Consider the following 26,210-nt stretch of genomic DNA (forward strand, 5'->3'; position numbering starts at 1 on the left):
GAAAACCACTCCTATTCTATTCTAAACAAATCCTTTTACATTGCTTTGCACCATTCTACCATATTATTAAAAATAAATTAGAGAATTTTATCTAATCCAATCTCTAATCCATCAATTTCATCGACTTTTCGAATTGAACGAGCAACCCCGGTCATGAAAGACGAACGATTATTTGTTGATTGTTTGATTGTTAATGTTTCTCCAGCCGAACCAAAGACAACCGTTTCTTCGGCCAAGATACCCGGCAAACGCATGGCATGCACCGGTACTCCCTGACTTTGGTCGCCACGGGCCAAAGCGTTTGAATGTGGAATAGCAGGTTCTTCTTGACGAGCAGCAACAATCAAATCAGCGGTGGCCTTTGCCGTCCCAGATGGTGCATCGACCTTGTCCTCATGGTGAGCCTCGATGATTTCGGCTGCAGGCAAGTATTTAGCTGCTTGACCGGCAAACTGCATCAACAAAACCGCTGTAATTGAAAAGTTAGGAACAACCAAGGCCGATTGGTCGTTTTCGAGGGCCAAGGCCCTTAATTTTTCCAGATCATCAGCTTGTAAGCCAGACGTTCCCATCACCAAGTCAAAACCATGGGTCAAGGCGTATTGGCCATTTTCAAAGGCAACAGCCGGATTAGTGACATCAACCCAAACACCAGCACTGACGTTAATGTCTGCTAAGTCGGTAAAGGTTGAAACAGTGCCTTCTTGATCATCTGACTGTTGGTCGAGCGCCCTTTTAGTCGTTAAGCGGCCAGCTAATGAAAAATCAGCTTGGTCCTCAATCAACTTTTCAATCGACTGCCCCATTTTCCCTTGGGCGCCTGCGAGAAAGACGGTTTTCATGCAACAACTCCTTGCCGGCCTAATACGGCCTCTACTTCTGCTGTTTGCTGCTCAGTCAATGGCAGCAATGGTAAACGTAACTGATTTTCAATCAAGCCCTGCTTAGCTAAGATGGCCTTTACGGGACTTGGTGATGGATGAGAGAACAAAACGTTCATCCGTGGTGTCAAGAAGCGTTGATACTGGCCCGCCAAGGCCACATCACCAGCTTCAAGAGCGGCAAAGAGCGCTTGCATCTCACGACCATAGAGGTGTGACGCAACTGAAATCGTGCCCGCACAACCAATGGCCTTTGCTGCCAATGTTTGGCTATCTTCACCAGTATAAACGGCAAAGCCTTCTGGCGCTTGATCAACCAAAACGGCCAAGTCATCAATTGAAGTCACTTGCTTAACCGCATTAATATTTGGATGGTGAGCCAAGAACAAGACAGAATCATTCGTCAACGAAACGCTTGAACGACCAGGAATGTTATACAACATCAATGGTACTTGGCTGGCATTGGCGATTGCCGTGAAGTGGGCAATCATGCCGTCCTGATCGGGCTTATTGTAGTAAGGCGTGACAGCCAAAATGCCAGTCACACCCTCGATTTGGCTGGCAGTCTCAGCCAAGGCCACGGATTCTGCCGTGTTGTTTGTCCCAACGTTAGCAATAACCGGTCCCCGGCCGTTTACATACTGGGCAAAGTGGCGGTACAAGGACAGGCGTTCTTCCTCCGTCAACGTAGGTGATTCACCGGTTGTACCACCGATGACAAAGCCCTGCGTTCCTTCACTCAATAACTTATCCGTTAAACGGTCCAAGGCATCATAGTCAATTTCGTCCTGGCTGGTAAATGGGGTAATTAATGCGGTAATCAAATTTGCTGTCATCATCAAAAGCCATCCTCTCTCATCTTTAGCTATAGCGATTTCTTAGTTTTTTCAATACATCTTAACTGGCAAGCGGCAAAATCAGTTTCCCTGGATGCCAGCTTATTGGGCCATTCGTTGTTTAAAATAGGCCACCATTGCCTGAACACCGGCGTTTAAGGCTCGCTCATCGGGGTTCAACCGGGCATCGTGAAGGCTATGTTTGGGGTCACCAACCCCAAGCCAAAACATTGTGCCTGGGAACTTATTTAGTAGGAAGCCGAAGTCTTCGCCGGTCATTGCCGGCTGTGCTTCTACAAAGTCAACTTCCGGATTTTCTTCCATAAAGGCCATAAAGGCTGCCGTAGTTTTTGGATCATTTTCAACCGGGTAATAACCACCCTGAATGAGCTCCAAGTTCATTTGAACATCAAAGGCAACGGCAATCCCATCCGCAATGGCGCGGACCCGTTTTTGCATCATCTCCAAGTCCGTTTGGGTAAAGGCCCGAATCGTCCCGGCTAACTTGGCCTCACCGGCAATCACGTTACCGATTGTGCCGGCGTGAAAGGAGCCAATCGTCACGACTCCACCATGAATGGGGTCAACATTGCGGGAAACAACGGTTTGCACCTGGCTGACAAAGGCAGAAGCGGCAACCAAAGCATCCTTGGCTTGATGGGGATAAGCCGCGTGACCACCCTGGCCAACAACTTGAAGATGAATCTCCGTTGTCCCGGCAAAGAGTGTGCCCATTTTGGTTGCAATCTGACCGGCCGGCAAGGCTGGCTGGTCATGCAAGGCGTAGAGTTCATCCGGTTTAAAATCACCCGTAAGCGCACCGGCCTCATACAAACGTTTGCCCCCGGCCTCGGATTCTTCTGCCGGTTGAAAGATAAAAATCAGATTATCTTTCGGCTGATTTTTCGCAAAGTAAGCCAAGATTCCCAAGGCAACCGTCATATGAATATCATGACCACAGGCATGCATCACACCGGGGTGTTTCGAAGCAAAGGGCAGGCCTGTTTCTTCCTCAATTGGTAAGGCGTCAATATCAGCTCGGTAGCCAATTGTTTTCTTTGGGTTTGACCCTGCCAAGCGGACCAGCAAGGCCGTTTCAACTTCTGGCACCTCTTTGATTGTTAAGAAATCGCTCGCAAAGGCGGCAATTGTTTTTTTCAAATATTGTTTTGTTTGCACTTCATGCAAAGCCAACTCTGGAATGGCATGTAAGTCGCGCCGAACCTGCGCTAAATTAATGGTTAAATCGGACATCAAAGCCTCCCTTTCATGGACCATGAAAACTTCTCTCTAATCAGCTAGGTCGCGCGGCCATCTTCCAGTCGTTTGCTAGCAAACTTTTTTACAAATCACGCAAGGCAGCAACCAAGGCCGTCTTTTGCTCTGTTTGAGCATCGATTTGCTTAATGACCTTAGCCGGTACTCCAGCCACAACCGTTCTTTCAGGAACATCTTCTGTCACGATGGCACCAGCGGCAACAACCGCTCCGGCACCAACTTGAACCCCTTCGATGACAACGGCGTTGGCACCAACCAAAGCACCATCACCAACACGAACAGGTTCTGCTGAAGCAGGTTCAATCACACCGGCCAAGACGGCACCGGCACCAATGTGGCAGTTCTTACCAACTTCAGCTCGGCCACCCAGAACAGCGCCCATATCAATCATCGATCCAGCACCAATTTTGGCACCAATGTTAATCACAGCCCCCATCATAACCACAACCTGGTCGTCGATTTGAACTCGGTCACGAATCAAGGCTCCTGGTTCAATGCGGGCATTCAAGTGCTGGGTGTTCAACAATGGCACCCCGGAGTTACGGGCAATTAGTTCAACGTGGTAGTCGGTAATGGCTGCCTGGTTGTCATCCAAAATTGGTTGGATCACTTGCATATCGCCAAAAACAGTCCCAGTTTTTTCTCCAATAAAGGCTTGCACATCATTTGGCCAAGTAATTTGAGCCAAATCACCAGCTAAGGTCACCTTTGCTGGTGTCTTCTTCTTAGAAGTTGCCAAGTAATTAATGATCGCCGCTGTATCCATTTCAGTCATGTTTTTGTTTTCCTTTTCGAGTTGTTTTCTTCTTATTTAAATCCAATTGTTTCTTTCAGCCTGGCAAGACAGGCTGATGAAATCAAGCAAGTCTCGCCAAAGCTGATTTTACCACTTACCAGGTAATTGGTAAGCACGGTCGTGGCTGGTCAAATCAGCTAAGCTTTCACCTTCGACCACCAGTTGTGAGAGGCCGTTTTCAACGAAGACCACGGCTGGCACAGGATTGCGGTTGTAGCGGGAGGCCATTGAGTACCCGTAAGCACCGGTATTCAAAACGGCAACCAAGTCGCCCGGCTCTGTTGCTGGCAATTCTTGGTCTTGAATCAAGACATCACCCGATTCACAATACTTACCCACTAAGCGGACATGCTCGGCTGGCGCTCCATGAACGTTGTTGGCCAAGACCGCCTGATAATCAGCCTGGTAAAGGGCTGGACGAATGTTATCACCCATTCCACCGTCAACGGCCAAGTAAGTCCGCACACCCGGTATATCCTTACGAGAACCAACAGTGTACAAGCTGTAACCGGCTGGGCCAGCGATTGAGCGCCCCGGCTCAATCCAGATATCCGGTTGGGTCATGCCCTTCTTAGCCGTTTGTTCCTGGACGCTTTTCAGTAAGGCCAAAACGAGGTCTTCTGGTAAGCGTGGCTTATCAGCGTCCGTGTAGGCAATTCCAAAGCCACCGCCAAGGTCCAATACTTCTGGTTGGTAATCCCATGAAGCACACAAGTCAACTAATTTTTGGCCGGCTAATTCAAAGCCATCTTCCTCAAAAATTTGAGAACCGATGTGGGCTGACAAACCAAGCAGGTGCAAGCTTTCATCGCCTTCAGCAATTTCATAAGCTCGCTTAGCTTGACCAAATTCCAAATCAAAGCCAAACTTAGAGTCGACTTGACCAGTCTGAATGTAATCATGGGTGTGGGCTGACACGCCAGGAACCACACGCAAAATCACATTTTGCTGTCCCTCTCGACCGGCCATAACCCGGTGCAAAAGGTCAAGTTCCAAGAAATTATCAACGATAATCGTGCCAACCCCGGATTCAACGGCAAAGGTCAAATCAGCCAGTGACTTGTTGTTTCCGTTATAAGAAACATTGGCCATCGGGAAGTCCGCAGCCACCGCCGTGTAGATTTCACCGGCGGAAACGAGGTCTAAGTGCAAGCCTTCTTCAGCAACCACCTGGTACATTGCCTGGCAGGCAAATGCCTTTGAAGCATAAGCAACGGCCCCTTTTTGACCGGCTTGTTCAAAGGCCTTCTTGAAGGCACGCATCTGCTTACGCATAGTCAAAACGTCATAGACGTACAATGGCGTTTGGTATTCCTTGGCCAAATCAGTGGCTAACACGCCACCAATCATGAGCTGGTCTTGGTCATTTACTTGCAAGTGGTTTGACATAAGAATCTTTCCTTCTTCTCTCTTTTTCAATCAAAATATTATTAGGTGGGGCTTAATCAACCAAGTACCGTGCTAAGCGGTCTTGGAAACGAATGGTGATTTCCCATGGATCAATTTCGCAATAGTGGGAAAAGTCAATTAGTGTGTTTTCCTGGTCCTGATTTTTACCAATGAAAGTCACCTTAGTTCCAACCGGAACGGGTTCTTCCAAAGCAATCATCAGTTGGTCCATGGCTAACTTGCCAACAATTGGCGCCTTTTGGCCATTAACCAAAACTTCATAGCCAACTGTTTCTCGTGGTAGGCCATCCCCGTAGCCGATTGGCAAAGTCGCAATCCATTGGGGCTTGGTGGTTTGGTAAGTGGCACCATAGGAAACGGAGGCACCTGTTGGCAGCTGTTTGATCATGACCACCTCGGATTCGAGTGTCAAGACCGGTTCCAGGTAGTTGTCAGGCTTTAATACCCCTTCGGATGGCTCAATACCATAGACCGAAGTTCCTGCTCGAATGACATCCATTGGCATCTGATCAACCCGGTATAAAGCTGCGGCCGAGTTAGCCAAGTGAACCATCGGTGGCATTGGCAAACCATCGGTTAACTCATGCCAGGTTGCTAGCTGGCCTTCAAAGTATGTCGTATCAACATCATCGGCCGTAGCAAAGTGAGTCATAATGCCTTGGTAAAGTAAGAAATCAGCATCTTGAACGTCGTCGATTGCCGCACTCAACTCTTCTCGGTTACGAAAACCGATTCGGCCCATACCCGTGTCGACCGCCAAGTTAACTTGGAGCTTAGGACCGCCGAGACGCAAATTGGCTTCAGCCTGCTTCAAGGTTTCACGATCAGCAACCGTGGCAATGATTTGGTAATCAGCCATTAATTGAGCAAATTCAGGAGACGTGAGGCCCAAAACCAAGATCGGTTGGCAAAAGCCGGCTTTTCGTAAGGCAATTGCCTCATCCATCACAGCAACGGCCAAGCCATCAGCACCACCTTCAACAGCAGCCTGACTCATTTCCAACAAACCAAAGCCGTAGGCATTGGCCTTCACCGTCATGAAAATAAAGTTGGCGTGGCTACTCTCACGCATAACTTTTAAATTTTTGGCCACCGCTGCCTTTGAAATCAATAAACGACTTGGACGGTGATTAGCGACAACCATGTGAGCCTCCTTAGGCAATAAAAAAATCCAAACAACGGGGGTTTATCCCTGTCGTTTGGATTATTGTCTAAAAATAGTCACAAAAAAACAGTTGAATAGCTCCCCGCTGCATTTGCAGCGACAGTCCAATAGCTCTTAACTATTGGCCCAGCAAAATGGCTCTGACCCCATCAGCTTCGGCAACCGCCCCTTTCGCGAACAATGTTCGGTACTCTTGTTGGTTGCGACCTCTATTACTTATTAAGTTGCCATTAATATACATGAGATTTTTTCTCATGTCAACACTCCTGACAAAATAAATTATCTTTTTAACAAAAAAGGCAGCCGATATTGGCTGTCTTTTCTTAATTTTATGAAAGCTTTTTTTGATAAAAGTTCGCTTTTACCCGTTTGTACCGACTATTAACAGTTGCCAATCGATCCGAAAGCGCTTTAACCTGTCCCTGGTTAAAGGAAGCAAGTAAAACGGACTTTTCTTGTTTTTGAAGGGCAATCAATAGCGGTGTGAGCGTCGTCACATCAACCCAGCGATGGGCCTGTGAGATGACGGCCACTTCTGGCACTTGTAGACTTTGCTGCCAAATCGCCGACAAGTATTCTGGTAGGACAATCAAAATTGACTGTTCTTCCTGGCTGCTTTGGCGGGCGGCCTTAATGAGGGGCGCCGAAATGTCCTGCGCATAGACAACATAGTCATCACCATAGCGGTCCGATAACTTGTAGTACCAATGCTTCAAGGCGGCGTGGTCCTCCACAATCAGAACAAAGTGCTGAACCTTGGCCAAAACCAGCTGTTCAATCTGCTGGTCTTCATTACGGCTCGTGGTCAGTACCGTTGTCAACTGATTATCCGTTGTCCCCTCGAATTCACTTTTCTCCGGCAACAGGGCGCCTGGCGTCTGGGCTAGAAATGTTGCTAAATCATCCGGTAAATAAGACGAAACGACTAGGACTTTATCCACCTGTTTCAAGAAGTACTTTTGGTACAGCAAATCAGCCTTGACCTCAAAAATTAGGTTTTGGACGGCCGGCTCCTTTTGGATGTGCCAGGAGATGTTGGCTAAGTATTCCTGGTGCGCTGATAGCCACGAAAGCTTAGCTAATTTAGCCGTCAAATCCGCTTGCGTCAATTTGTGGTTAAAATCAGCCTTAGCGGCCAAATCAACCAAGTCCAACAAGCGATTCAATACCGCCTTACCGGTCTTTACCAGACCAATATCTTCGGCTTGGGCGTCAATCTTATTGCTGGCCTCTTCCCAGTTATGAAGCGCCACCTTCCACTGCCCCTGTGTCTTCTTCGGCAAGCTAGCTGCCAAATCAGCTAAGCGGGCTACCTGGTCTTGGTAAAAGCTCAAAGGCAATGTCAGGCCAAAGCCCTCTTGAATGGCGGTCAAAAGCGCAATCGGCTTTTCCAAAATGGCCACGGGCCGGTCTTGGTACTTGCTTGCCTTTTCCAGCCCCTCCGAAATAGCAAAGAAGGCCGCAAAGGTCAGAAGAACCACATCGGCCTGAGCCGCCTTGTCAAAAGCTTTGACAAAGGCCGGACCCGTTTCATCAGAACGGACTGCTGCCAAGCCAGGCTGATTTTGCACACCTTTTGGCAAATCAATGAGGGCTAAATCAGGACTTTCGGCTAACCAAACCAGGACACGCGCTTGCCAAAAGGCGCCACCTTGGCTTCTAGCTACCGCCAGAACCTTTTGAAACTTCTTCTCATCCAGGTAATCGCGCGGCGCATAGAGTTTCGCCACCGATAAGTTAGCCCCGGGCAGTCGCTCCTGTAATTCCGCTAGGATAACATCCTGATGGTTCAAGAGCGTAATGTCATGGGCCAGCAGGTATGTCGCCTGTTGGCGGTTTTGATAAAAGAGTGGCAATAAATACGACAACGTCTTCTTAACTTCCGGCGGTGTCGTTAACTGCCAGACCGCTCTTTTCCGTTGTTGCAAAAAGCGCTGCACCTGGTCCATCACCTGACCCTGGTCTTCTTCGACTGCAAATCCGGGCCCTAAGGCTGCATCTTTATCGGCCAGCGTCTTCGGATAAGGCAAATCGTCGCCCTTTTTGTTCCGGTTTGAAGCTTTGTTTTTGCTGGGCTGGCGCCCTAACGCCTCTTCACGTTCGGCCAAAAATGTCGGAGCTGGAGACCGGTCCTTCATCGCCATCGCCAAGAAGTCCTGGCTTTGACGCAACAGGCCCCAATCCACACTCAAAAGTTCCTTCTTCGTCTTTTCAGGTAGGCCCTGGGCTTTGTGCCAAAGCGACAACATCAGATAAGCCGTTGCCTCCGCATCAGCGTTGGCCCGGTGCGCCTGAACCAGGGGCAAGTCGAGATACTTTGTCAAATCAGACAAGCGGTAGCCTGGTGCCGTTGGGTAAAGAATCTGGGCCAGTTGCACGGTATCGATTGCCAATAGGTCCAGCTCAGGCAAACCAACCCGGGCAAATTCGGCATTTAAATACGGGTAATCAAAGTTCACGTTATGGGCAACAAAAACCTGGTCCTTTAACAACCCGCGCAACGAGGGGGCCAGTTCTTCAAAGAACGGCGCATCCCGCACATCTTTTTGGCTAATATGGGTTAATTGTTGAATTTTTTTATCGATTGTTTGCCCCGGATTCACGAATGAATCGAAGTGTTCCACAATCTTTTTATTTTTTACAAAGGTCATCCCGATTTGAATAATTCGCCCTCCCTTTTCAACGGAGGGGTTGGTGGTTTCCAAATCGACAATCACAAAGGCGGCTGATTTTTTCATCAGGACTCCTTTCTCATCATCGAGACCAAGAAATATTTGGGCCAAAAACTGTCATTTTTAGACCTAAATTTCATTTTGCTCTCGTAGTTATTTTACACTACTTAGCCTAGTGCGGTACAATATTAGCAGTAATTGGAGTCTTTTATATGGAAAAAAATCATGCCGGCTTTGGCCATTCGCACGCCAAAGCCATTCTTATCGGCGACCATGCCGTTGTTTACCAACAACCGGCCGTCGCCATCCCCCTTTTGAACCTCAAAGTCACGGCAAGCGTTCAAGCGATTGCTAGTGGCCAAACGATTATTTTAGGTGAACAGGCCTTTGACCTGGCTAACCTCGGCGCTGATTTGGAAGGCTTACGCCAGTTAATCATTGCGCTACTAGAAAACCTAGTCGAACCTGACCAGCCATTCTTATTAGAAGTACAATCGCTCATCCCCCAAGAACGAGGCTTTGGCGCTTCAGCAGCCCTAGCAACTGCTATCACCCGTGCCTTCTTTGACTGGACGGGACAAGACTTGAATCAGGACCAACTAAATTTTTATACGAATTTAGCTGAAAGTATTTCCCACGGTTCGCCTTCTGGTATCGATGCTGCCACGGTCTCTGCTGTTGAGCCCGTGTGGTTCCACCAACAACAAATCGATACCTTCCAAACTAATTTAGAAGCGACCCTCGTCCTGGCGGATACCGGCGTTCGCGGTCAAACCGTTCGAGCCGTTAACATCGTCAAGGACCAGCTCAAGAAAAATTATGAACTAACTTGGGGGGCCATTAACCACCTCGGCCAGCTAGCCTTCTTAGTGAAGGAAGCCCTAGCCAATAACGATCCCAAAACGCTGGGCCAGCTCTTTACCGATGCCCACAAGGATCTGCAAATCCTTCAAGTTTCGCACCCAAAGCTAGACACCCTTGTTAATGCCGCTTTAGCAGCAGACGCACTGGGCGCCAAGTTAACCGGGTCTGGCATTGGCGGTGCGATGTTTGCCCTGGCAGAAAATAACGACCAGGCGCAAAAGATTGCTGTCGCTCTCAAACAAGCCGGCGCAAAGGAAACTTGGATTCAGCCGCTTTCAGCAGCACATTAAAAATCAGCTTGGGGTTTCTGCCTGATTCAAGACAACAAAATACCGTTGGTGGTCCTCAAACTGATTAATCATCCAAAAATTTAAAATACTTTCACCGAGGAAAGCACTGTGACTGATAAAACAACAACTGCCAAAGCGCACACGAATATTGCCCTCATCAAATACTGGGGCAAAAAAGATAAGACACTCAACCTACCAACCACTTCGTCATTGTCGTTGACGCTGAATGAATTTTATACCGAGACAATGGTAACGGCAGGTAAGGAAGATACCCTGTTGATTAACAACATGATGCAAGACCCAACTCGGATCCACAACTTCCTCGATTTTTTGCGAGAGGAAATTGAAGACTTTGGTCCCCTGACAGTGGTTTCCAAAAATACGGTGCCAACCGCTGCGGGTCTGGCTTCTTCGGCCTCATCTTTTGCTGCCTTAACGGCCGCCGTTGCCCGCCACCAAAACTGGGACTTGTCCTTAACAGACCTCTCTCGCCTCGCACGCCGTGGTTCTGGATCAGCAACCCGGTCATTTTTCCCTGGTTTTGCCGTCTGGCACGAAGGAACCGATAACCAATCTTCCTTTGCCGAAGCATTGCCGGCAACTGATTTACCAATCGCCCTCGTGGTTTGTGAAATCGCTGGAACCGTTAAAAAGGTTTCCTCTTCTGACGGCATGCTACGGGCGATGACGTCACCCAAGTACTCAGAATGGGTTGAAAAATCACATGACCAATTTACGGCTATGAAGGAAGCCATTGCCGACCAAGACTTGCAAAAGATTGGCGAGCTAGCCGAAGAAAATGCCCTGGCCATGCATGAATTAAACATTACGGCCACCGACCGGCGCTTCACCTACTTTAACCAAATGACCCTTGATGTTTTGGCCTTTGTGAAGGAACTCCGTGCTGAAGGCTTCCTGGCCTACGCCACGATTGATGCCGGTCCAAACGTTAAAATTATTACTAGCCAAGACCAGGCTGAAACCATCAAAGATAAGCTTCAAGAGAAGTTCCGCAAGTTGCGCCTCCAAATCGCAACACCAGGTCCTGGTATTAGCTTTGAAGACTAAAGGACATCCGCAATGAAAACAACCACCGTCAAAGTCCCCGGCAAACTCTTTTTAGCCGGCGAATATGCCGTCACCAAACCCGGGCAACCGGCTCTTTTGGCTGCCGTTGACCGTGGTTTGACCATTCGTGTTGCAGCAACCGACCGCCTCATGCCGGGCTCTCTAGTTATTAAATCAGACGCCATGCCAGAACCACTTGTTTTAACCTGGTCGGCCTTGGCCGAGTTAAACCAAGAAACAAACGACTCCTTCTTAGGGCCCTGGTCCTTTGTCAAGGCGGCTTTAGTACTCTTCTACCAAGAACACTTAGACCTTAATCTAGCACAGCAACCCGGCTTATCACTGACGATTTCCTCGCAAATGGCGGTTGACCACAATAAGCTCGGCTTAGGATCATCGGCTGCCGTTTCGGTCGCCATTATCAAGGGCTTGGTTGCTTACTTTAACCTAGAAGACCGTCTGCCAGCTATTTTCCGCCAAGCGGCCTTTGCCCACTACTTTATTCAGGGTTCGGGCTCTCTTGGTGATTTAGCTTCAGCCACTTTTACCGGTGTAATTTTCTATCAAGCACCCGACTGGCTAAACCAAGTGGATTCCAAGACGCTCACTCTGGCTGATTTTTCAAAGCTCGACTGGTCGAACCTCGCCATCAAACCCCTTCCTTGGCCAAAAAATTGGCAAATTGGTATCGTCGCCACTTTCCAACCTGCCTCAACAAAAAAGGCTCTTGCCAAGGGCTTCTGGCAAACTGATTTTGCCCGTCAATCAAAAGAAGCTGTGACGAAGGCAGCCTTAGCGATTGAAAACCATGATTACCATGGCTTGATGCAAGGACTCAAGAACAATCAAGACCTTTTGAAAAAGGTGTTACCAACTGGCTACCTGACCCCCGCCCTCAGTCAATTTTTGACGCTCTTAGGACAAAGAGGCCTAGCTGGTAAGGTTTCTGGCGCCGGCTATGGTGACAACGGTTTTGTCGTCTTTGAGAACCAAAACCAAGGGCACGGTTTTCATCAAGCTAGTCAAGGAACCGCCCTCCACCTCCTCTTACCAGCACTCTGGCAAGATACCGTGTTACTGTGAAAGAATCTTAAGATGGCCACTACTCATTCAAACCGTAAAAACGAACACCTTTCGCTGGCGACCAAGTTTTGGCGTGACCAGGAAAACCCAGTAATTGGACCGGGCTTTGATGCTGTCCGTTGGGTCCCAGGACCACTGAAAGACATGGCTGTTGCTGACGTTCAAACGACCACCCACATCCTTGGCGCAGACTTTGCCTGGCCCTTTTACATTGAGGCCATGACTGGTGGCTCCGTTGCTAGTACCAAGGTCAACGCTGATTTAGCCACCGTTGCTCAAAAGACGGGGTTAGCGATGGCGGTTGGCTCACAGTCCGTTGCCCTAAAGGATAGCAGTCAAGTCGAATCCTACCGGGTTGTCCGGCAAAATCACCCTGAAGGCTTCTTAATCGCCAATCTTGGCGCTGATCACCCAATTCAAAACGTCCAGGCGGCCATCGATATGATTGATGCCAATGCCATCGAACTTCATGTTAATTTAGGCCAAGAACTGGCCATGGCGGAAGGCGATCGCCGCTTTTACTGGCTTGATAACTTGGCTACCGTCATTGCTAAATCGCCCGTACCCGTCATCATCAAGGAAGTTGGTTTTGGCATGGGCCCCGATTTGCTGAAGCAGCTCTCGGCCCTCAAACCGGCGGCCATTAACGTTGGCGGCGGTAATGGAACAAGCTTTGCCCAAATTGAGCAACGCCGAGACCGTCAAAATGAGAACCCTCTGGACTTAAGTCCCTTTGGGCTCAGCACGGTTGAATCGCTCTTAGCAGGGAAAAAGGCCGCTATTGATTCACCGTTAATTGCGACGGGCGGAATTCAATCCATTAACGATGTTGTCACCGCCCTGATTTTGGGAGCGAAAACAACCTCGTCCGCTGGTCACTTCCTGCAAGTCTTAATGACGGCTAGTCCCTCGGCCCTGCAACAAGAAATCGAAAACTGGCAACAGGCTTTACCAGAACTAATGACCCTTTTGGGCGCCAAGACCGTTTTCGACCTTAGCCAAGTTCCAAAGCTGTACCGGGCAGACCTTCAAAATTTTTCTGACCAGTTTTAACAAAGCCAGTCTTTCATATTTTCAATCAACAAGTAAAAGAAGTTAGCCGAAAAAATTTTCGACTAACTTCTTTTTAATTTCATCAACTGTTATTAAATTGCTGCGCGGTTAATCTTATCCGCCAAATCAGCTAAGCTGATTTTTTCGATTTGGGGTTGACCAATAGCGTTTAGGTAAACGACATTCAGATAGCCATGACGGTTTTTCTTGTCGTTTTTAATTTTATCCATTAAACCGTCATCAGCTAATAATGGTGATGTTACTGGTAAGCCGACAACTTCTAAACGGTCTCGCAGTTTCTCTAAGACCTCATGTGTTTCATCCTGATCAGCAAAAATTGTGCTAATCGCGATCAGCCCTAAGCTAACCGCCTCACCGTGGCGAAGGTCACCGTTTGCCAGTGACTCAACCCCATGACCGATTGTGTGACCAAAATTCAATAGTTGCCGTTGGCCGCCCTCACGTTCATCCTGACTAGTCACTTCAACCTTAAAGTCGAGCGCAAAATGAATCAACTTGGCCGCTTCTTGCAAAATGGTTGCCGGTGAATTAATTTGTAAAATCAGGGACCAAAAGTCGCCCCCAACTAAGGCTCCAGCCTTGACTACCTCACCATAGCCCTCAACCAAGTCTCGTTGCGGTAACGTTTTTAGCGTTTGGGGATCAATCAGGACCAAGTCTGGCTGGTAAAAGGTTCCCAGTAAATTTTTCACCTGGGCCACGTCGACTGCCGTCTTGCCGCCCACCGAACTATCCACCTGGGCGAGCAAGGAAGTTGGCACCTGAATAAAATCAATGCCTCGCATATAAACCGAAGCCAATAAACCGGTCAGGTCGCCAACTACGCCGCCGCCGAGGGCTAACAGACTATCGGTCCGATTAAAGGACGCTGCTGCCAACTGTTGAGCCAATTCTTCTAACTGAGCCAATGACTTCGAATGTTCCCCATGAGGAACCACGACAGTGACCACCGTAAAGCCGGATTCGGTCAACTCATTGGCAACTTGGTCGAGGTACAGGGGACCAACATTATCGTCCGTGATAATGGCGACTTTGCGCGGTGACCAAACTTGTCGGACACGGTCGCCAAGTGTCTTTAACAAGCCATCTTCAATCACGACATCGTAACGCTGATTTGGCATTTTCACCGGAATCGTACTCATGGCTTTACCCCCGAATAATACTGTGAATGGCACGGGCCTGATTTGCCAGCTCTTCTAATTGCTTTGGTAACAATGCCTGAGGGCCATCGGAAAAGGCCTGGTCTGGATGGTCGTGAATTTCAATGATCAAGCCTGCCGCTCCCGCTGCGACCCCGGCCAAGGCCTCAGGACCGACTAAGCTCTCGTAGCCAGCGGCATGGCTTGGGTCAACCATGACTGGGTATGGCGACAGCGACCGCAAGACGGGAACTGCGCCAACATCGAGCGTGTTGCGGGTATATTTATTGTCAAAAGTTCGGATACCACGCTCAACCAAAATAATCTGCTGGTTGCCACCGGCTGCAATATATTCCGCTGCGTTTAAAATATCATCAATCGTGGCGGACATGCCGCGCTTCAACATCACGGGAATCTGTGTCTGCCCCACCGCCTTTAGCAGTGAAAAGTTCTGCATATTACGTGCGCCAATTTGGAAAATATCGGTATACTGGCCCACTAAGTCAACATGGCTTTCATCCATTACTTCGGTGACCACGTCCAAATCAAAAGCATCCGCTGCTTCGCGAAGGTATTTCAGCCCCTCCTCGCCAAGCCCTTGGAAAGAGTATGGTGACGTCCGTGGCTTAAAAGCGCCACCACGCAAAACGGTCGCGCCAGCCTTCTTAGCCGCCTCAGCCATTAAAAAGACATGTTCCTTCGATTCAACTGAACAAGGTCCAGCCATTAATGTTAGACTCTGATGGTCAATTTGACTATGGGCTGTCTTGACGACAATGTCCTCGGGATGGAGCGCCCGACTACTTTGGACAGCCTTTGGATGGTCGAGAATAATGTCTGTGGCTGCTGCCTGTTCAGCCTCTGTTAAATCAGCGGTCGTTAAGCCAGTCAAAGCAATTCGTCTCCCATGGATAAAGACATCCGTTTTTTCAGCAAAACGCTCCTTTAAAGCTTGAATCTTTGGGTCGGTACTTGATGCAAATTCGATAATCATCCTATTCTCCTTTAACCATACAAAAAGCCAACAAAAAACTCTCGTGCTGGTCCCTTACCACCACGAGAGTTTGTACCGAATCCTGGTCTCGGTCCGCCATGGTAAGTAACCGTGTGCGTGACCGAGGAACATGTTGAAGCTATTGGCCACACAAAATGGAGTATCTGCTCCATTCTGTGCGAATCAAGCAGAAGCTTTACCAATAGCTATAAAATCGAACCGTCGTCCGTGCTTTCAACATGTTTTTGTCCTCCGTAAATTAATTTATGCCTTTATTAAAGCACGGTATCAAATAAAAATCAAATCAATCCCTCATCTTTTTATCATTTTATACACATAAACCAGTAAATGTTCTTTTTCTGAGCATTAGCGCCTGGTTGCTCACCGTGAAGACGATATGATTGACGGCCACTTGATTCATGAGTTGAACTCATATATCGAATCACTTATTCAATTCGAGCAAAAAAAGCTCCACCATTCACGGCGGAGCTCCTCGATTATTGTTTTTGTGTCACTAAGTCCAGCAAGCGCAAGACATCCGCTTGGTTCACCAAGCGGTGTTCGGCCACGTTATAAAACATTGGTTGATAACGCGCGATTTGCTGTAAATCGTGTTGGTTCGTCGTGCTGTGTTGCACATCACAGGCGTCCTCAATTCCGGACAGCGCTGGGAAATCAGCCGCACTCATAATCGATCCCATCACGGTATCGGCTGATTCGTATTGCAAGGCCTCCAGATACTTTAAAGCTTCCATTGAACCTCCCTTCAGCCGTTACGCTTATTGAACGGGCTTATTCAGATATTCTTCGACGTCATCCCAGTGAGAAACTTCGTCCTTGACTCCAGTGGTCTCGCTACCCTTGTGCCAGGCAAAGCTTGGGTACCAGATACTGTGCTTTTCTTGGTTAAGTGCCTTAATTTCTGCCACTTCATCGGGTGACAAAACAAAGTCATCAATTTGACTATTAGCAATAATGCGCTCTTCGTGGGCTGACTTTGGAATCGTGATGGCTCCCATTTGGTAATCAAAACGCAAAATCACTTGAGCAACTGATTTATCATGGGCTTGCGCAATTTTTTCAACGGCTGGGTTCGAGAGCGCTTCGCCACCGCCCAATGGTCCCCAGGCTTCCATTGCCATCCCAATCCCGTTCATATAGGTGAAGAGTGATTCTTCTTGAACCAATGGGTTAAATTCCATTTGGTTCACTTGTGGCATCACGGTACCGGCTTCCAGCAATTCTTGGATTTTTTCTTCGTTAAAGTTTGAAATTCCGATGGCACGGACTTTGCCTTCACGATAAAGTTTTTCAACAGCGTGCCAAGTGTCGACATACTTGCCATCAACTGGCCAGTGAATCAACAATAAGTCCAAGTAAGTCAAACGCAATTGCTTCAATTGCTCCTCAAAGGCTTTCAAAGTTGTTTCATAACCTTGGTCACCGTTAAAAACCTTAGTCGTAATAAACAAGTCCTTCCGGTTCAAGCGGTTATCCTTCAAGGCCTGTTGAATTCCATAACCAACACCGGGCTGGTTACCATACTGCTTAGCTGTATCAATCAATCGATAACCATTTTTAATGGCTACCTGGACGGAATCGGCGGCCTCCTTATTGGAAGACTTCCAAACGCCGAGACCGAAAACCGGCATTTCAACGCCGTTAGCGAGCTTCGTTGTTTCTTGCAAAATTGACTTTTCCATTGAACAAATCCCCTCTTTTTTACTTTTGTGACTACCTCTAGTGTAAATCAAAAGCCCCTCCAGTTTCAAACCAAAGTTAGTAATCATTACTTCATTATGCTCATATAGAATATTTTCAACCCAGTTTGGCTGTTATAATCAATGAAAAAGAAGCGGTTGCTTCAACAACCGCCTCCCTGGCAAACCTGTAAAACGGTCGCTATCAATATTTGATTCATTTTATTTTTAATTCTCCCATGCTATAATAAGCATATAAAAAGAAGCGGTTGCTCGAACAACCGCCTCCCTAGCAAACCCGTAAAACGGTAGCTACCTAATTTATTATTTGAAAAATAACTGTCAGGCTAGGCTAAGCGAAGACAGTTATTTTTTATTGCTAATTTTTTCGATTAGCTCAATCACAATACTAATCAACTTTAGAATGAACATTCCAAAGGCCAATAGTATCATGATGATGTCCGTAACGGGCATCTGGCTTCTCCTTTCCAAGAAAGTGCGTCTACAGTTATTCCACCATAAGCCCCCCCCCCCTTTATCAGAGTAGCCAACATCTTCACTAGTTTGCTATACAAAAATTATATCATAAACGCCTATTTAATAGCATTTATAGATTTTTTATTAAAAAATGTTCATTATTTCAATGGCCGAGTGTCCAACCACCATCAAGAGTCACAACCGTTCCGTTCACGTAACTCGCTTGTGGGCTAGTTAAGTATAAGGTTAGGTCAGCAACTTCTTGTGGTTCCGCCCAGCGCTGTGCTGGGGTCTGTTTGGCAACCTCTTGTGCCATCTTTCCCTCACCGGCAAAATCAGCTGCATTCATCGGCGTTTTAATTGCACCTGGAGCAATCGCGTTTGCTCGAATGCCATCTTTAGCGTAATCAAAGGCCACCTGCTTCGTTAGACCGATCAGAGCGTGTTTGGCCATAGTGTAGGCTGCACCGCCGCCACCAGCCTGCAGACCGGCAATGGATGCCATGTAAACCAGAGTACCCTGTCCTTGGCGAATCATCTTTGGTAAGACGGCCTGTGTCAAGGCAATCGCCGGCTGTAGGTTAATTGAAAGAACGCGATCAATGGTTGCTTGGTCCTGATTTAGTAGCGGTTGAAAGCCATCCAAGACCCCAGCAGTGTTCAAGAAGATATCAAAGGCTTCTGGCTCTGATGCAAACTGCTCCACCAATGCGTCGAGTTCCTCTTTTCGGCCCAAATCAGCTTGAATTTTCGTTAACCGAGCGTCTTCGTAATCAATTTCTTGCACATCAACCGCCACGACTTCGGCTCCAGCAGCTAAATAAGTCTTCATTTGACAAAAACCGATGCCAGAAGCGGCACCGGTTAATAATACTTTTTGATTGTGATAGTTTTGTTCAATCATTATTTTTTTAAATTAACGACCTTTGACAAGGCATAGATAACGATTCCACCAACGACCAAGGAAACCAACTCACCTGGCACTAATGAAACATAGTAAGAAAGCCAGTTAGCCAGCAATGAGGAAGATGAGTGGTCGGGAGCAAAGGCACCGTGCGCGTGAATAGCAAAGGCAAAAGTAAATTCTGCTGCCAAAATTGCCATTCCAATTGTCAAAACAATCACCGTTGAGATGATAATCTTGATCAGTGGCTTTTCCACTTTACGAGTTAGCAGGTAAGTCAAACCAGTCATAATCACTGTGCCCAGTGTTCCAAAAACCCAGTCAATCCAGCCCAGGGGTGAAACCATATTGGCAATCAAAACCCCTAAGCCAAGGGCGACAACATAGCGCTTATTCCAAGCAGCTAAATGGTTCAGCCCTTCGGATAGACGCAATTGGACAGGACCAAAGCCAATGGGGGCCACTAACATCGTAATTGCCGCATAAAGGGCAGCCACGACGGCTGTTAACGTCAGACCCAATGCCTTGGAAGTTGTTTTTTGGTTAAAATCGTTCATATTGTACTCCTAGTTTTGTTTAAGCGGGATGGTTGATGAACCGCTAATTGTTTAATTAGTGCCAACTCGCCAGCCGGTTAGCTGGTGCTTGACATGAAAAAGATTCGGTAAAATACCGAATCTAGTTAAAAGTATTCTAACTGATTTATGGTAACTAAAAGCTTAGTTTTCGTCCATGAAATCCTTTAAGTGCTTTGATCGTGATGGGTGGCGTAACTTACGCAACGCCTTAGCTTCAATTTGACGAATCCGTTCACGGGTAACCCCGAAGACACGGCCAACTTCTTCCAAAGTCCGTGTCCGACCGTCTTCCAAACCGAAACGCAAACGCAAAACGTTTTCTTCACGGTCAGTTAACGTATCCAAAACTGATTCCAATTGATCACGAAGCATTTCATAAGCAGCAGAATCAGCTGGTGAAACGGCTTCGTTATCTTCGATGAAGTCACCCAAGTGCGAGTCGTCCTCTTCACCAATTGGTGTTTCCAATGAAACCGGTTCTTGAGCAATCTTCAAGATTTCGCGAATCTTGTCAGCAGTCAAGTCCATTTCGGCCCCAATTTCTTCAGGAAGTGGTTCACGACCCAAATCTTGCAGCAATTGGCGCTGAATTCGGATTAACTTGTTAATAGTTTCAACCATGTGAACAGGCACACGGATTGTCCGGGCCTGGTCGGCAATGGCACGTGTAATGGCCTGACGAATCCACCAGGTTGCATAAGTTGAAAACTTAAATCCCTTAGTGTAATCAAACTTGTCAACAGCCTTCATCAAGCCCATGTTACCTTCTTGAATCAAGTCCAAGAATTGCATACCACGACCGACATAACGCTTAGCGATTGAGACAACCAAACGCAAGTTCGCTTCTGCTAATTCTTGCTTTGCTTCTTCATCCCCTGCTTCGATTCGCTTAGACAATTCAATTTCTTCATCACCTTGCAAAAGGTTAACACGACCGATTTCCTTCAAATACATCCGGACAGGGTCGTTAATCTTAATGCCGGAAGTATCTTCAGCGTTATCCAATTCATCCTTCGATGGCTTGTTTTGCTTTGCCTGGAGAACTTCTGGTGCGGGTTCACCCTTTTCGTCAACAATGGCGATACCGGCATCTTCAACCTTTTCCATCAAACGTTCGATGTTTTCAGTATCCAGGTGGAAAGGTTCTGCAATCTTTTCAGACAATTCACGATATTGAATTTGCTTAGCAGGCTTGTATTCCTTCAACAATTCACGAACAGCCTTATCATAGGCAGCCGACTTAATTGGGCCAGACTTCTTAGCCGGCTTTTTAACAGGTTGCTTGGCAATTTCAGCCGCCTCTTCAGGCGTCTTACCTTCAGCTAAGGCCAACAGTTCCGCTTTACGAGCCCGACCGTGGTAAGCAATGTGTTGCTCATCAAGGTAAGCTTTAATTTCGGAAATTTTACTTGAACTTGAAATTTTTGCCATTATATCTCCTATTGCTGGGAATACTTTCTTCTTAGGTTAATTAACTCGGTCCCGAGTTGGATCAGGGCCATTTCATCATGCTGATTTTTAGCCAAGGCAATCTTCTTATTTAGAGCCTCAACTTGGCTTTCATAAGGAGCCTCTTTCATAATCACACGAATGTAGTCATTAACCGCATCCCGTTGAACTTCTAGTGTACCAAATTCTCGGTCGATTGCCATCATTTTTTGGTTTAAATCAGGCTTTTGAACAAAGTCCAAAAAGCCAGCTAAATCAAAACTTTGCTGTCCCTGTTTGGTATATGCTTCATAAAGCATCATTAACAGTTGGTATTCTGGATGGACAAAGGCAAAGTCGGGCAATCCCTTAACCATATTCATGGCTGCAGGTGACTTAATCATTGCCATTAAGAGCCCCTGCTCAGCTCGCTCAGTCCGTGTTAAACCGGCATTTAAATGTCCGGCTAAATCATCGGCAGAAGCCGTTGGACTGGTAGGCTCACCAAGAGCAGCTAATGATTCAAAGCCATCCGAATAATCCGGTTGCCATGAGTTATCCGACCAGCCATTCTGGTCGGTCTGGACCTTTCGCCACTGCTTCTTTGCTGGCGCCTTTTGAACCGTCTGTGCCGGTCGATGAGCAAGAAACTCCTGAAACTCTCGCTGGAGAGCCGTCAAATCAGACCCATATTCTTCACTGAACTGCCGCAAAAAATAATCCTGCTCAACCGGACTTGCCACGGCCAAAATTGGCCATGCTTCCCTTAAAAAGTCGAGGTACTGGGCCTGATTTTCCAGATTTTTACCGTTTTTAGCCGCTTGAATCAAAAATTCAGTCGGTGTCAAAACGCCGTGGTCAAGGTCTTGCTTTAAGACCTCTAACCCCTGTTCACGCCGGACCTCATCAGGATCACGACCATCTGGTAAGGAAACAACCCCAATTTCAACTTGGGGGGCAACCTGACGAATTAACGGTATCGAGCGCTTAGCGGCTTTTTGCCCAGCCGCATCGCCATCATAGACCAAGAGGATTTTATCTGTGATTTTACTTAAATCAGTCACATGATGTTCGGTCAAGGCCGTCCCCATTGTGGCAACGGCACCGGTCGCTCCTGCCAGAGCGGCCGAAATCACATCCATAAAACCTTCAAAAATCATGGCCGGTTGACCAGCCCGAATAGCCGGTTTTGCCTGATCAAAGTTATACAGCAAGTTTCCCTTATTAAAGAAGGACGACTCTGGTGAGTTCATATACTTAGCTGGATTGTTTGGATCAAGCGAGCGACCAGAAAAGCCCCGAACCTGTCCCCTGACATCTTTAATTGGCCAGACAATTCGGTTGTTAAAGCGGTCACGGCTGATTTCACCATCCTGGTCAATAAATAATTGACTTTCTAGGAGGAGCTTATCAGCCAAATTGTGCTCCTTGGCATAAGCCAATAACACATTGTTCGATGGCACAAAACCCAAACCATAACGTTTAATAGTCTCGTCATCGAGCTTACGGTCATCATGCAGGTAGGCCAAAGCCTGTTCACCCGCTGTTGTATTCAACAAAATATGCGTATACAACCGCTCGGCGTTTTGATATAAATCAAAAATCGCGGCGAATTGTTCCTGTCGTGCCGAAGGCTGCCCCTGGTACTTATCTAAACCAGATAAGTTGAGATTCTTAGCCAGAGATAGGACGGCTTCCGGATAGGTATAACCTTCTTTTTCCATTAAAAACGAAAAAACGGTCCCTGAGCGCCCACAGGAGAAACAATGAAAAACCTGCTTTTTATCATCAACAAAGAGTGAAGGACGCCGATCCTCATGAAATGGGCAAGACCCGTTCCATTCGCGACCGCGCTTCACTAACTGGGTATAATTTTGAATCACATCGACGATGTTGGTTTGCGACCGAACTTCATCGATTACACTTTGTGGAATCCGTTCTGCCATAAGCCTCCTTCAAACTGGTAACTACGCCAGTCCGCACTTCTACCCAATACAATGTTGTCTACTATTATAGGAAGATTTTGAGTATTTGTCAAAGTTTTTTGTTCACAAAAAGACCGGTTTAGCCACCGGTCTTCCTAACTATGACACATCATTCACTTTATTAAATCAGCATCTTTTTCTTCATACAATTAGTGTTTACGTCCAAAAATTTTCATGGCTGCAAAGCTGCTGCCAATCAAAGTCAATAAGTTTAGGAAAGCTAACCGAAAAGTCCGCTGTTTGCCGGTTGCTGGCAAAACTGACTGGAATCGCGCTGTTCTCCTTTCAGTGGCGGATGAACTTTGCGTTGACAATGACTCTGTCAAACTTGAAGTTGACACCATTGCTGATTCACTTGACTTTGTTGCCGAGTTGGAAGTGGATGTGTTAATTGGCGTCGTAGCCGATTCAGAAGTCGACGTTGTGTTTGACTTTGTTACTGAACTAGAGGTCGATGCAGTGTTTGACTTTGTTGATGAACTGGAAGTCGACGCTGTGTTTGACTTTGTTGCTGAGCCAGAAGTCGATGTCGTATTTGACTTTGTTGCTGAACTAGAGGTCGATGCGACGCTTGACGTCGTGGCTGATTCAGAAGTCGATGCCGTATTTGACTTCGTTGACGAGCTAGAGGTCGATGCCGTATTTGACTTCGTTGACGAGCTAGAGGTCGATGCGACGCTTGACGTCGTGGCTGATTCAGAAGTTGATGCCGTATTTGACTTCGTCGACGAGCTAGAGGTCGATGCAGTGCTTGACTGTGTTGATGAACTGGAAGTCGACGCTGTGTTTGACTTTGTTGCTGAGCCAGAAGTCGATGTCGTATTTGACTTTGTTGCTGAACTAGAAGTTGACGCAGCACTTGACGTCGTGGCTGATTCAGAAGTCGACGTTGTATTTGACTGTGTTGCTGAACTAGAAGTTGACGCAACACTTGACGTCGTGGCTGATTCAGAAGTCGATGCCGTATTTGACTTTGTTGCCGAACTAGAAGTTGACGCAGCGCTTGACGTCGTAGCCGATTTAGAAGTCGACGTTGTGTTTGATTGGGTTGCTGAACTAGAAGTTGGTGTTGTACTTGTCGGTGCAATTTCTGCACCCGTGAGGACAGGAATATTCACAACCAAGTCTTGGTCTCCAACTTGGAAAGCCAAATCAGTTTTATCGGCAGCTTGATAACCCTTTGGCAACTGTGAGGAAACATCCATATCCGTTTCCTCATCCACAGTCTTCTGATAAGTAGCAATTGTTTGGTTATGATCAACGAAGTTGACAGTAACCGGCACTTCCTTAATCAAATATAGAATAACTGGCTTGTTGATATCCAAGTTCTTCGCCAAAGTAAATTGAGCAATCTTTGTGTGTTGAACAGGTTGATCGGTATAGTACAAATTTGTATTGACTAAACGGTAACTATTTGGAATAGTGACTGTTACTTGAGAGCCCGGTAATCCCTGAATAATATGATTAGCACCAATTTGTTGACCCGTTACTTGATCAACCAATCGATATGCTTGACCAGCCTGCCAGTTACCAGGGTTAGCCATTCCCGTATTAATGGCGTTACCAACAAAAATTGTTAAATTGCCGTTGCTATCATAACGATTCCAAACCGTATCAGGAACAGTCGTATTCAAATCATTTTCGCGGTTCATGATGAACTGAGGGCCAGTGGTTAAGTCTGTTAAATGTGCAGTAAACTGTTTAGCACTTAATGGCGAAGTAGCACTATCAGCCAAACTGGCATTCATCGTGAACATATTTTCTTGGGCACTATCGGCAGTATTATCTAAATTACGAATATTAAGGCTCTTCAAGCTAACTGTATTGGCAAACATGCCACCGGTGCCATCATTCAAATCCTTTTTAGCACCAGGAGCTAGCTGTAGCTTGGCATTCCATGAGCTCAAATCGAGACTCTGCAGCAACATATCATTATAAAACATGTTGTGCATGTTCGTCACTTTGCTAACATTGAGATTATTAATCCCTGTAATTGACTGCAATCGATATAAGTTAGCAAACATCGCCCACATATCGGTTACCTTACTGGTATCGAAGTGGGAAACATCAAGTGTGGTCAACGATTTATCGGCATTAAACATATCATACATTTGCACAGCATTATGTGTATCCAAATTGCTCAAATCAAGACTTGTCAATGCAGGATTCCCTGCAAAGAAATCGCTAAAATCAGTTACCTGCGAGGTATCAACCAAGTTCAACCCTTGAATTGCCGTCAAGCCTGGGAATCCCGCAAAAGCCGCCGTCCCTGGAGCGGCAACTTTTACCGGTTTTGTAAAAACAATCTTAGCAATTTGTTCCTGATTTAACTGACCAATACTGGTCAAACTTGAAGAAGAAATCACACCTTCAGAGCCGTCATCGGCAGATCCGACCGTCAAAGTTAAAGTTTGGCAATCATAATGGGCCTTTGCCGTCCCCCAATGTACATCAGCATTCCGCGCCAAACCTAGCACTGGATGATTTCCTGTTAACCATTGCCAACTATTCCAGCTCAGCGTCCCCTGGTTAGCCAGTGGAGTCGACAAAAAGACATCGCCCGCATTCGTTACGGCACTCAAATCACGCGTTTCTAGTCCAATGACGTTCGTCAAAACTTTATCATTCGAGAACATTCCCTCTATATTCTGAGTATGGCTCATGTCCCAGGTACTCAAATCAATTGAAGGTAATGCAAAATCCAAGGCAAACATATTCGACATGTTGGTTGTCTGGCTGGTATCCAAGTGTCCACCGGGCATAATCGTAAAACTAGTCAAAGCTGTCAACATGTTAAACAGTCCTGTTGCATCACCGACAATTTGAACATCCCCTGTCACTTGAATTTGCTTAACAGATTGCAGGGCATTCGGTACTACCTTTTCCAAAATTTGGTTTTGGGCACTCACAGTTCCAGAACCCAAGGTGACAACACCGCTTGTTTGGTTAAAGGTCCAAGGAACCGTTCCCCAGGTACCACTAGCAGTAGTGCCAGCTGGTGCCGTATCTCCGAGACCACTACCTTGCTGACCAGTCTGTGACTGTGTCGTAGATGAGCCCGATTGCGAAATTTGCGCAGTAGTCGTTGATGCGCTTGTTTGCTGACTTGGCTGCACTGTTTGTGAGGTCGCATTCGACAAATCATTAACCTGATTTTTTTGAGTTGTCAAAGCAGACACTGCTACGCTGCCGCCGGTAGTGACTGATTCAGACGAAACCGCCGCAGTTGTTGTTCCAGAATTGGATTGATTATTATCCAATTGAGTTGCAGTCGTTGACGCCACCGTAGCCGTTGATACATTATTTAACGACGTTGCATTCCCAGCATTCGGTTGGTTGACCGATCCAGTAGTTCCCCCTTGCTGAACATCATCAGCGCTTGCACGGTTGGCTATCATAACTGGTGCCATAAACGTTATCGTACCAAAGACTGCCGTTTCGATTAGTAACGACCGCCAACTATTTTTACTAATTCCCTTCATTCATTTCCCCCTCAAAATCAGCTAAAAGCTGGTTCAATCTTTCACTTCTTATTCTATGACTTTCATGTGACAACTTCAATTATTTTGTAACAAAAATGACAAAAAA

General features: G+C 46.9%; 21 protein-coding genes and 1 riboswitch. Of the genes, 4 read left to right on the forward strand and 17 right to left on the reverse strand.

Annotated features, from left to right (window positions below; translation table 11 throughout):
• Positions 1-77 precede the first annotated feature (77 nt).
• From dapB to FT12353_RS03105, 7 genes are all read right to left on the reverse strand, one after another.
• Complete coding sequence (gene dapB, locus FT12353_RS03075) at positions 78-842, reverse strand: 4-hydroxy-tetrahydrodipicolinate reductase (protein WP_203618338.1); 765 nt, start codon at positions 840-842, stop codon at positions 78-80.
• Complete coding sequence (dapA, locus tag FT12353_RS03080; protein ID WP_203618347.1) at positions 839-1,720, reverse strand: 4-hydroxy-tetrahydrodipicolinate synthase; 882 nt, start codon at positions 1,718-1,720, stop codon at positions 839-841. The genes dapB and dapA overlap by 4 nt, the downstream gene beginning before the upstream one ends.
• Positions 1,721-1,819: 99 nt before the next feature.
• A complete protein-coding gene (locus FT12353_RS03085; RefSeq protein ID WP_203618349.1) occupies positions 1,820-2,971 on the reverse strand; it encodes an N-acetyldiaminopimelate deacetylase in 1,152 nt (383 codons plus the stop codon).
• Between the two features lie 88 nt (positions 2,972-3,059).
• On the reverse strand, positions 3,060-3,770 hold the full coding sequence (dapD, locus tag FT12353_RS03090) for a 2,3,4,5-tetrahydropyridine-2,6-dicarboxylate N-acetyltransferase (RefSeq protein WP_203618351.1): 711 nt from the start codon (positions 3,768-3,770) through the stop codon (positions 3,060-3,062).
• 108 nt (positions 3,771-3,878) lie between these two features.
• A complete protein-coding gene (gene lysA, locus FT12353_RS03095; RefSeq protein WP_203618353.1) occupies positions 3,879-5,180 on the reverse strand; it encodes a diaminopimelate decarboxylase in 1,302 nt (433 codons plus the stop codon).
• Positions 5,181-5,232: 52 nt separating this feature from the next.
• A complete protein-coding gene (alr, locus tag FT12353_RS03100) occupies positions 5,233-6,345 on the reverse strand; it encodes an alanine racemase (protein WP_203618355.1) in 1,113 nt (370 codons plus the stop codon).
• A gap of 88 nt (positions 6,346-6,433) precedes the next feature.
• Positions 6,434-6,586: riboswitch (Lysine riboswitch) on the reverse strand.
• 109 nt (positions 6,587-6,695) lie between these two features.
• Positions 6,696-9,104 carry an exonuclease domain-containing protein gene (locus FT12353_RS03105; protein ID WP_203618357.1) on the reverse strand — a complete coding sequence of 803 codons (2,409 nt, stop codon included), beginning with the start codon at positions 9,102-9,104 and terminating at the stop codon, positions 6,696-6,698.
• A gap of 146 nt (positions 9,105-9,250) precedes the next feature.
• On the opposite strand from FT12353_RS03105, the gene mvk reads away from it, so the two are divergent.
• From mvk to fni, 4 genes are all read left to right on the forward strand, one after another.
• Entirely contained in the window at positions 9,251-10,192 is a 942-nt protein-coding gene (mvk, locus tag FT12353_RS03110; protein ID WP_203618360.1) for a mevalonate kinase, read from the forward strand.
• A 108-nt stretch (positions 10,193-10,300) separates the two neighbouring features.
• Positions 10,301-11,260: a diphosphomevalonate decarboxylase gene (mvaD, locus tag FT12353_RS03115; protein WP_203618362.1), complete on the forward strand. Its 960-nt coding sequence runs from the start codon at positions 10,301-10,303 to the stop codon at positions 11,258-11,260.
• 12 nt (positions 11,261-11,272) lie between these two features.
• Positions 11,273-12,343 (forward strand): phosphomevalonate kinase, encoded by a 1,071-nt coding sequence (locus FT12353_RS03120; protein ID WP_203618364.1) that lies wholly within the window; start codon positions 11,273-11,275, stop codon positions 12,341-12,343.
• Positions 12,344-12,355: 12 nt separating this feature from the next.
• On the forward strand, positions 12,356-13,396 hold the full coding sequence (gene fni, locus FT12353_RS03125) for a type 2 isopentenyl-diphosphate Delta-isomerase (protein WP_203618366.1): 1,041 nt from the start codon (positions 12,356-12,358) through the stop codon (positions 13,394-13,396).
• Between the two features lie 92 nt (positions 13,397-13,488).
• On the opposite strand, the gene aroB is transcribed toward fni, so the two are convergent.
• The 10 genes from aroB to FT12353_RS03175 form a co-directional block, all read right to left on the reverse strand.
• Positions 13,489-14,559, reverse strand: coding sequence for a 3-dehydroquinate synthase (gene aroB, locus FT12353_RS03130; RefSeq protein ID WP_203618368.1), 1,071 nt, complete (start codon positions 14,557-14,559; stop codon positions 13,489-13,491).
• 4 nt (positions 14,560-14,563) lie between these two features.
• Positions 14,564-15,550, reverse strand: a complete 987-nt coding sequence (gene aroF, locus FT12353_RS03135) for a 3-deoxy-7-phosphoheptulonate synthase (RefSeq protein ID WP_203618370.1) — start codon at positions 15,548-15,550, stop codon at positions 14,564-14,566.
• A gap of 497 nt (positions 15,551-16,047) precedes the next feature.
• Positions 16,048-16,305 carry a hypothetical protein gene (locus FT12353_RS03140; protein ID WP_203618372.1) on the reverse strand — a complete coding sequence of 86 codons (258 nt, stop codon included), beginning with the start codon at positions 16,303-16,305 and terminating at the stop codon, positions 16,048-16,050.
• Between the two features lie 24 nt (positions 16,306-16,329).
• On the reverse strand, positions 16,330-17,253 hold the full coding sequence (locus FT12353_RS03145; protein ID WP_203618379.1) for an aldo/keto reductase: 924 nt from the start codon (positions 17,251-17,253) through the stop codon (positions 16,330-16,332).
• A 363-nt stretch (positions 17,254-17,616) separates the two neighbouring features.
• Entirely contained in the window at positions 17,617-17,724 is a 108-nt protein-coding gene (locus FT12353_RS08635) for a putative holin-like toxin (RefSeq protein WP_338379608.1), read from the reverse strand.
• A 166-nt stretch (positions 17,725-17,890) separates the two neighbouring features.
• Positions 17,891-18,631, reverse strand: coding sequence for a 3-oxoacyl-ACP reductase (locus tag FT12353_RS03155; protein WP_203618381.1), 741 nt, complete (start codon positions 18,629-18,631; stop codon positions 17,891-17,893).
• On the reverse strand, positions 18,631-19,188 hold the full coding sequence (locus FT12353_RS03160) for a QueT transporter family protein (RefSeq protein WP_168778470.1): 558 nt from the start codon (positions 19,186-19,188) through the stop codon (positions 18,631-18,633). The genes FT12353_RS03155 and FT12353_RS03160 overlap by 1 nt, the downstream gene beginning before the upstream one ends.
• Positions 19,189-19,350: 162 nt before the next feature.
• The gene (gene rpoD, locus FT12353_RS03165) at positions 19,351-20,640 is read right to left on the reverse strand and encodes an RNA polymerase sigma factor RpoD (protein WP_181014002.1); all 1,290 of its coding nucleotides are present in this window, start codon (positions 20,638-20,640) and stop codon (positions 19,351-19,353) included.
• 8 nt (positions 20,641-20,648) lie between these two features.
• Complete coding sequence (gene dnaG, locus FT12353_RS03170; RefSeq protein WP_203618383.1) at positions 20,649-22,583, reverse strand: DNA primase; 1,935 nt, start codon at positions 22,581-22,583, stop codon at positions 20,649-20,651.
• Positions 22,584-22,771: 188 nt separating this feature from the next.
• Positions 22,772-26,104 carry a BspA family leucine-rich repeat surface protein gene (locus tag FT12353_RS03175; protein WP_203618385.1) on the reverse strand — a complete coding sequence of 1,111 codons (3,333 nt, stop codon included), beginning with the start codon at positions 26,102-26,104 and terminating at the stop codon, positions 22,772-22,774.
• Positions 26,105-26,210 lie beyond the last annotated feature (106 nt).

The sequence above is a fragment of the Fructobacillus tropaeoli genome (assembly GCF_016860625.1).
Classification (GTDB): Bacteria; Bacillota; Bacilli; order Lactobacillales; family Lactobacillaceae; genus Fructobacillus; species Fructobacillus tropaeoli.

Coding starts and splice junctions, on each gene's coding strand:
- FT12353_RS03145 (WP_203618379.1), bottom strand. CDS start 17,253: ATGGAAAAGTCAATTTTGCAAGAAACAACGAAGCTCGCTAACGGCGTT.
- dapD (WP_203618351.1), bottom strand. CDS start 3,770: ATGACTGAAATGGATACAGCGGCGATCATTAATTACTTGGCAACTTCT.
- lysA (WP_203618353.1), bottom strand. CDS start 5,180: ATGTCAAACCACTTGCAAGTAAATGACCAAGACCAGCTCATGATTGGT.
- dapB (WP_203618338.1), bottom strand. CDS start 842: ATGAAAACCGTCTTTCTCGCAGGCGCCCAAGGGAAAATGGGGCAGTCG.
- dnaG (WP_203618383.1), bottom strand. CDS start 22,583: ATGGCAGAACGGATTCCACAAAGTGTAATCGATGAAGTTCGGTCGCAA.
- FT12353_RS03175 (WP_203618385.1), bottom strand. CDS start 26,104: ATGAAGGGAATTAGTAAAAATAGTTGGCGGTCGTTACTAATCGAAACG.
- FT12353_RS03085 (WP_203618349.1), bottom strand. CDS start 2,971: ATGTCCGATTTAACCATTAATTTAGCGCAGGTTCGGCGCGACTTACAT.
- FT12353_RS08635 (WP_338379608.1), bottom strand. CDS start 17,724: ATGCCCGTTACGGACATCATCATGATACTATTGGCCTTTGGAATGTTC.
- FT12353_RS03140 (WP_203618372.1), bottom strand. CDS start 16,305: ATGGAAGCTTTAAAGTATCTGGAGGCCTTGCAATACGAATCAGCCGAT.
- mvk (WP_203618360.1), top strand. CDS start 9,251: ATGGAAAAAAATCATGCCGGCTTTGGCCATTCGCACGCCAAAGCCATT.
- alr (WP_203618355.1), bottom strand. CDS start 6,345: ATGGTTGTCGCTAATCACCGTCCAAGTCGTTTATTGATTTCAAAGGCA.
- aroF (WP_203618370.1), bottom strand. CDS start 15,550: ATGATTATCGAATTTGCATCAAGTACCGACCCAAAGATTCAAGCTTTA.
- FT12353_RS03120 (WP_203618364.1), top strand. CDS start 11,273: ATGAAAACAACCACCGTCAAAGTCCCCGGCAAACTCTTTTTAGCCGGC.
- fni (WP_203618366.1), top strand. CDS start 12,356: ATGGCCACTACTCATTCAAACCGTAAAAACGAACACCTTTCGCTGGCG.
- FT12353_RS03105 (WP_203618357.1), bottom strand. CDS start 9,104: ATGAAAAAATCAGCCGCCTTTGTGATTGTCGATTTGGAAACCACCAAC.
- rpoD (WP_181014002.1), bottom strand. CDS start 20,640: ATGGCAAAAATTTCAAGTTCAAGTAAAATTTCCGAAATTAAAGCTTAC.
- dapA (WP_203618347.1), bottom strand. CDS start 1,720: ATGATGACAGCAAATTTGATTACCGCATTAATTACCCCATTTACCAGC.
- FT12353_RS03155 (WP_203618381.1), bottom strand. CDS start 18,631: ATGATTGAACAAAACTATCACAATCAAAAAGTATTATTAACCGGTGCC.
- aroB (WP_203618368.1), bottom strand. CDS start 14,559: ATGAGTACGATTCCGGTGAAAATGCCAAATCAGCGTTACGATGTCGTG.
- FT12353_RS03160 (WP_168778470.1), bottom strand. CDS start 19,188: ATGAACGATTTTAACCAAAAAACAACTTCCAAGGCATTGGGTCTGACG.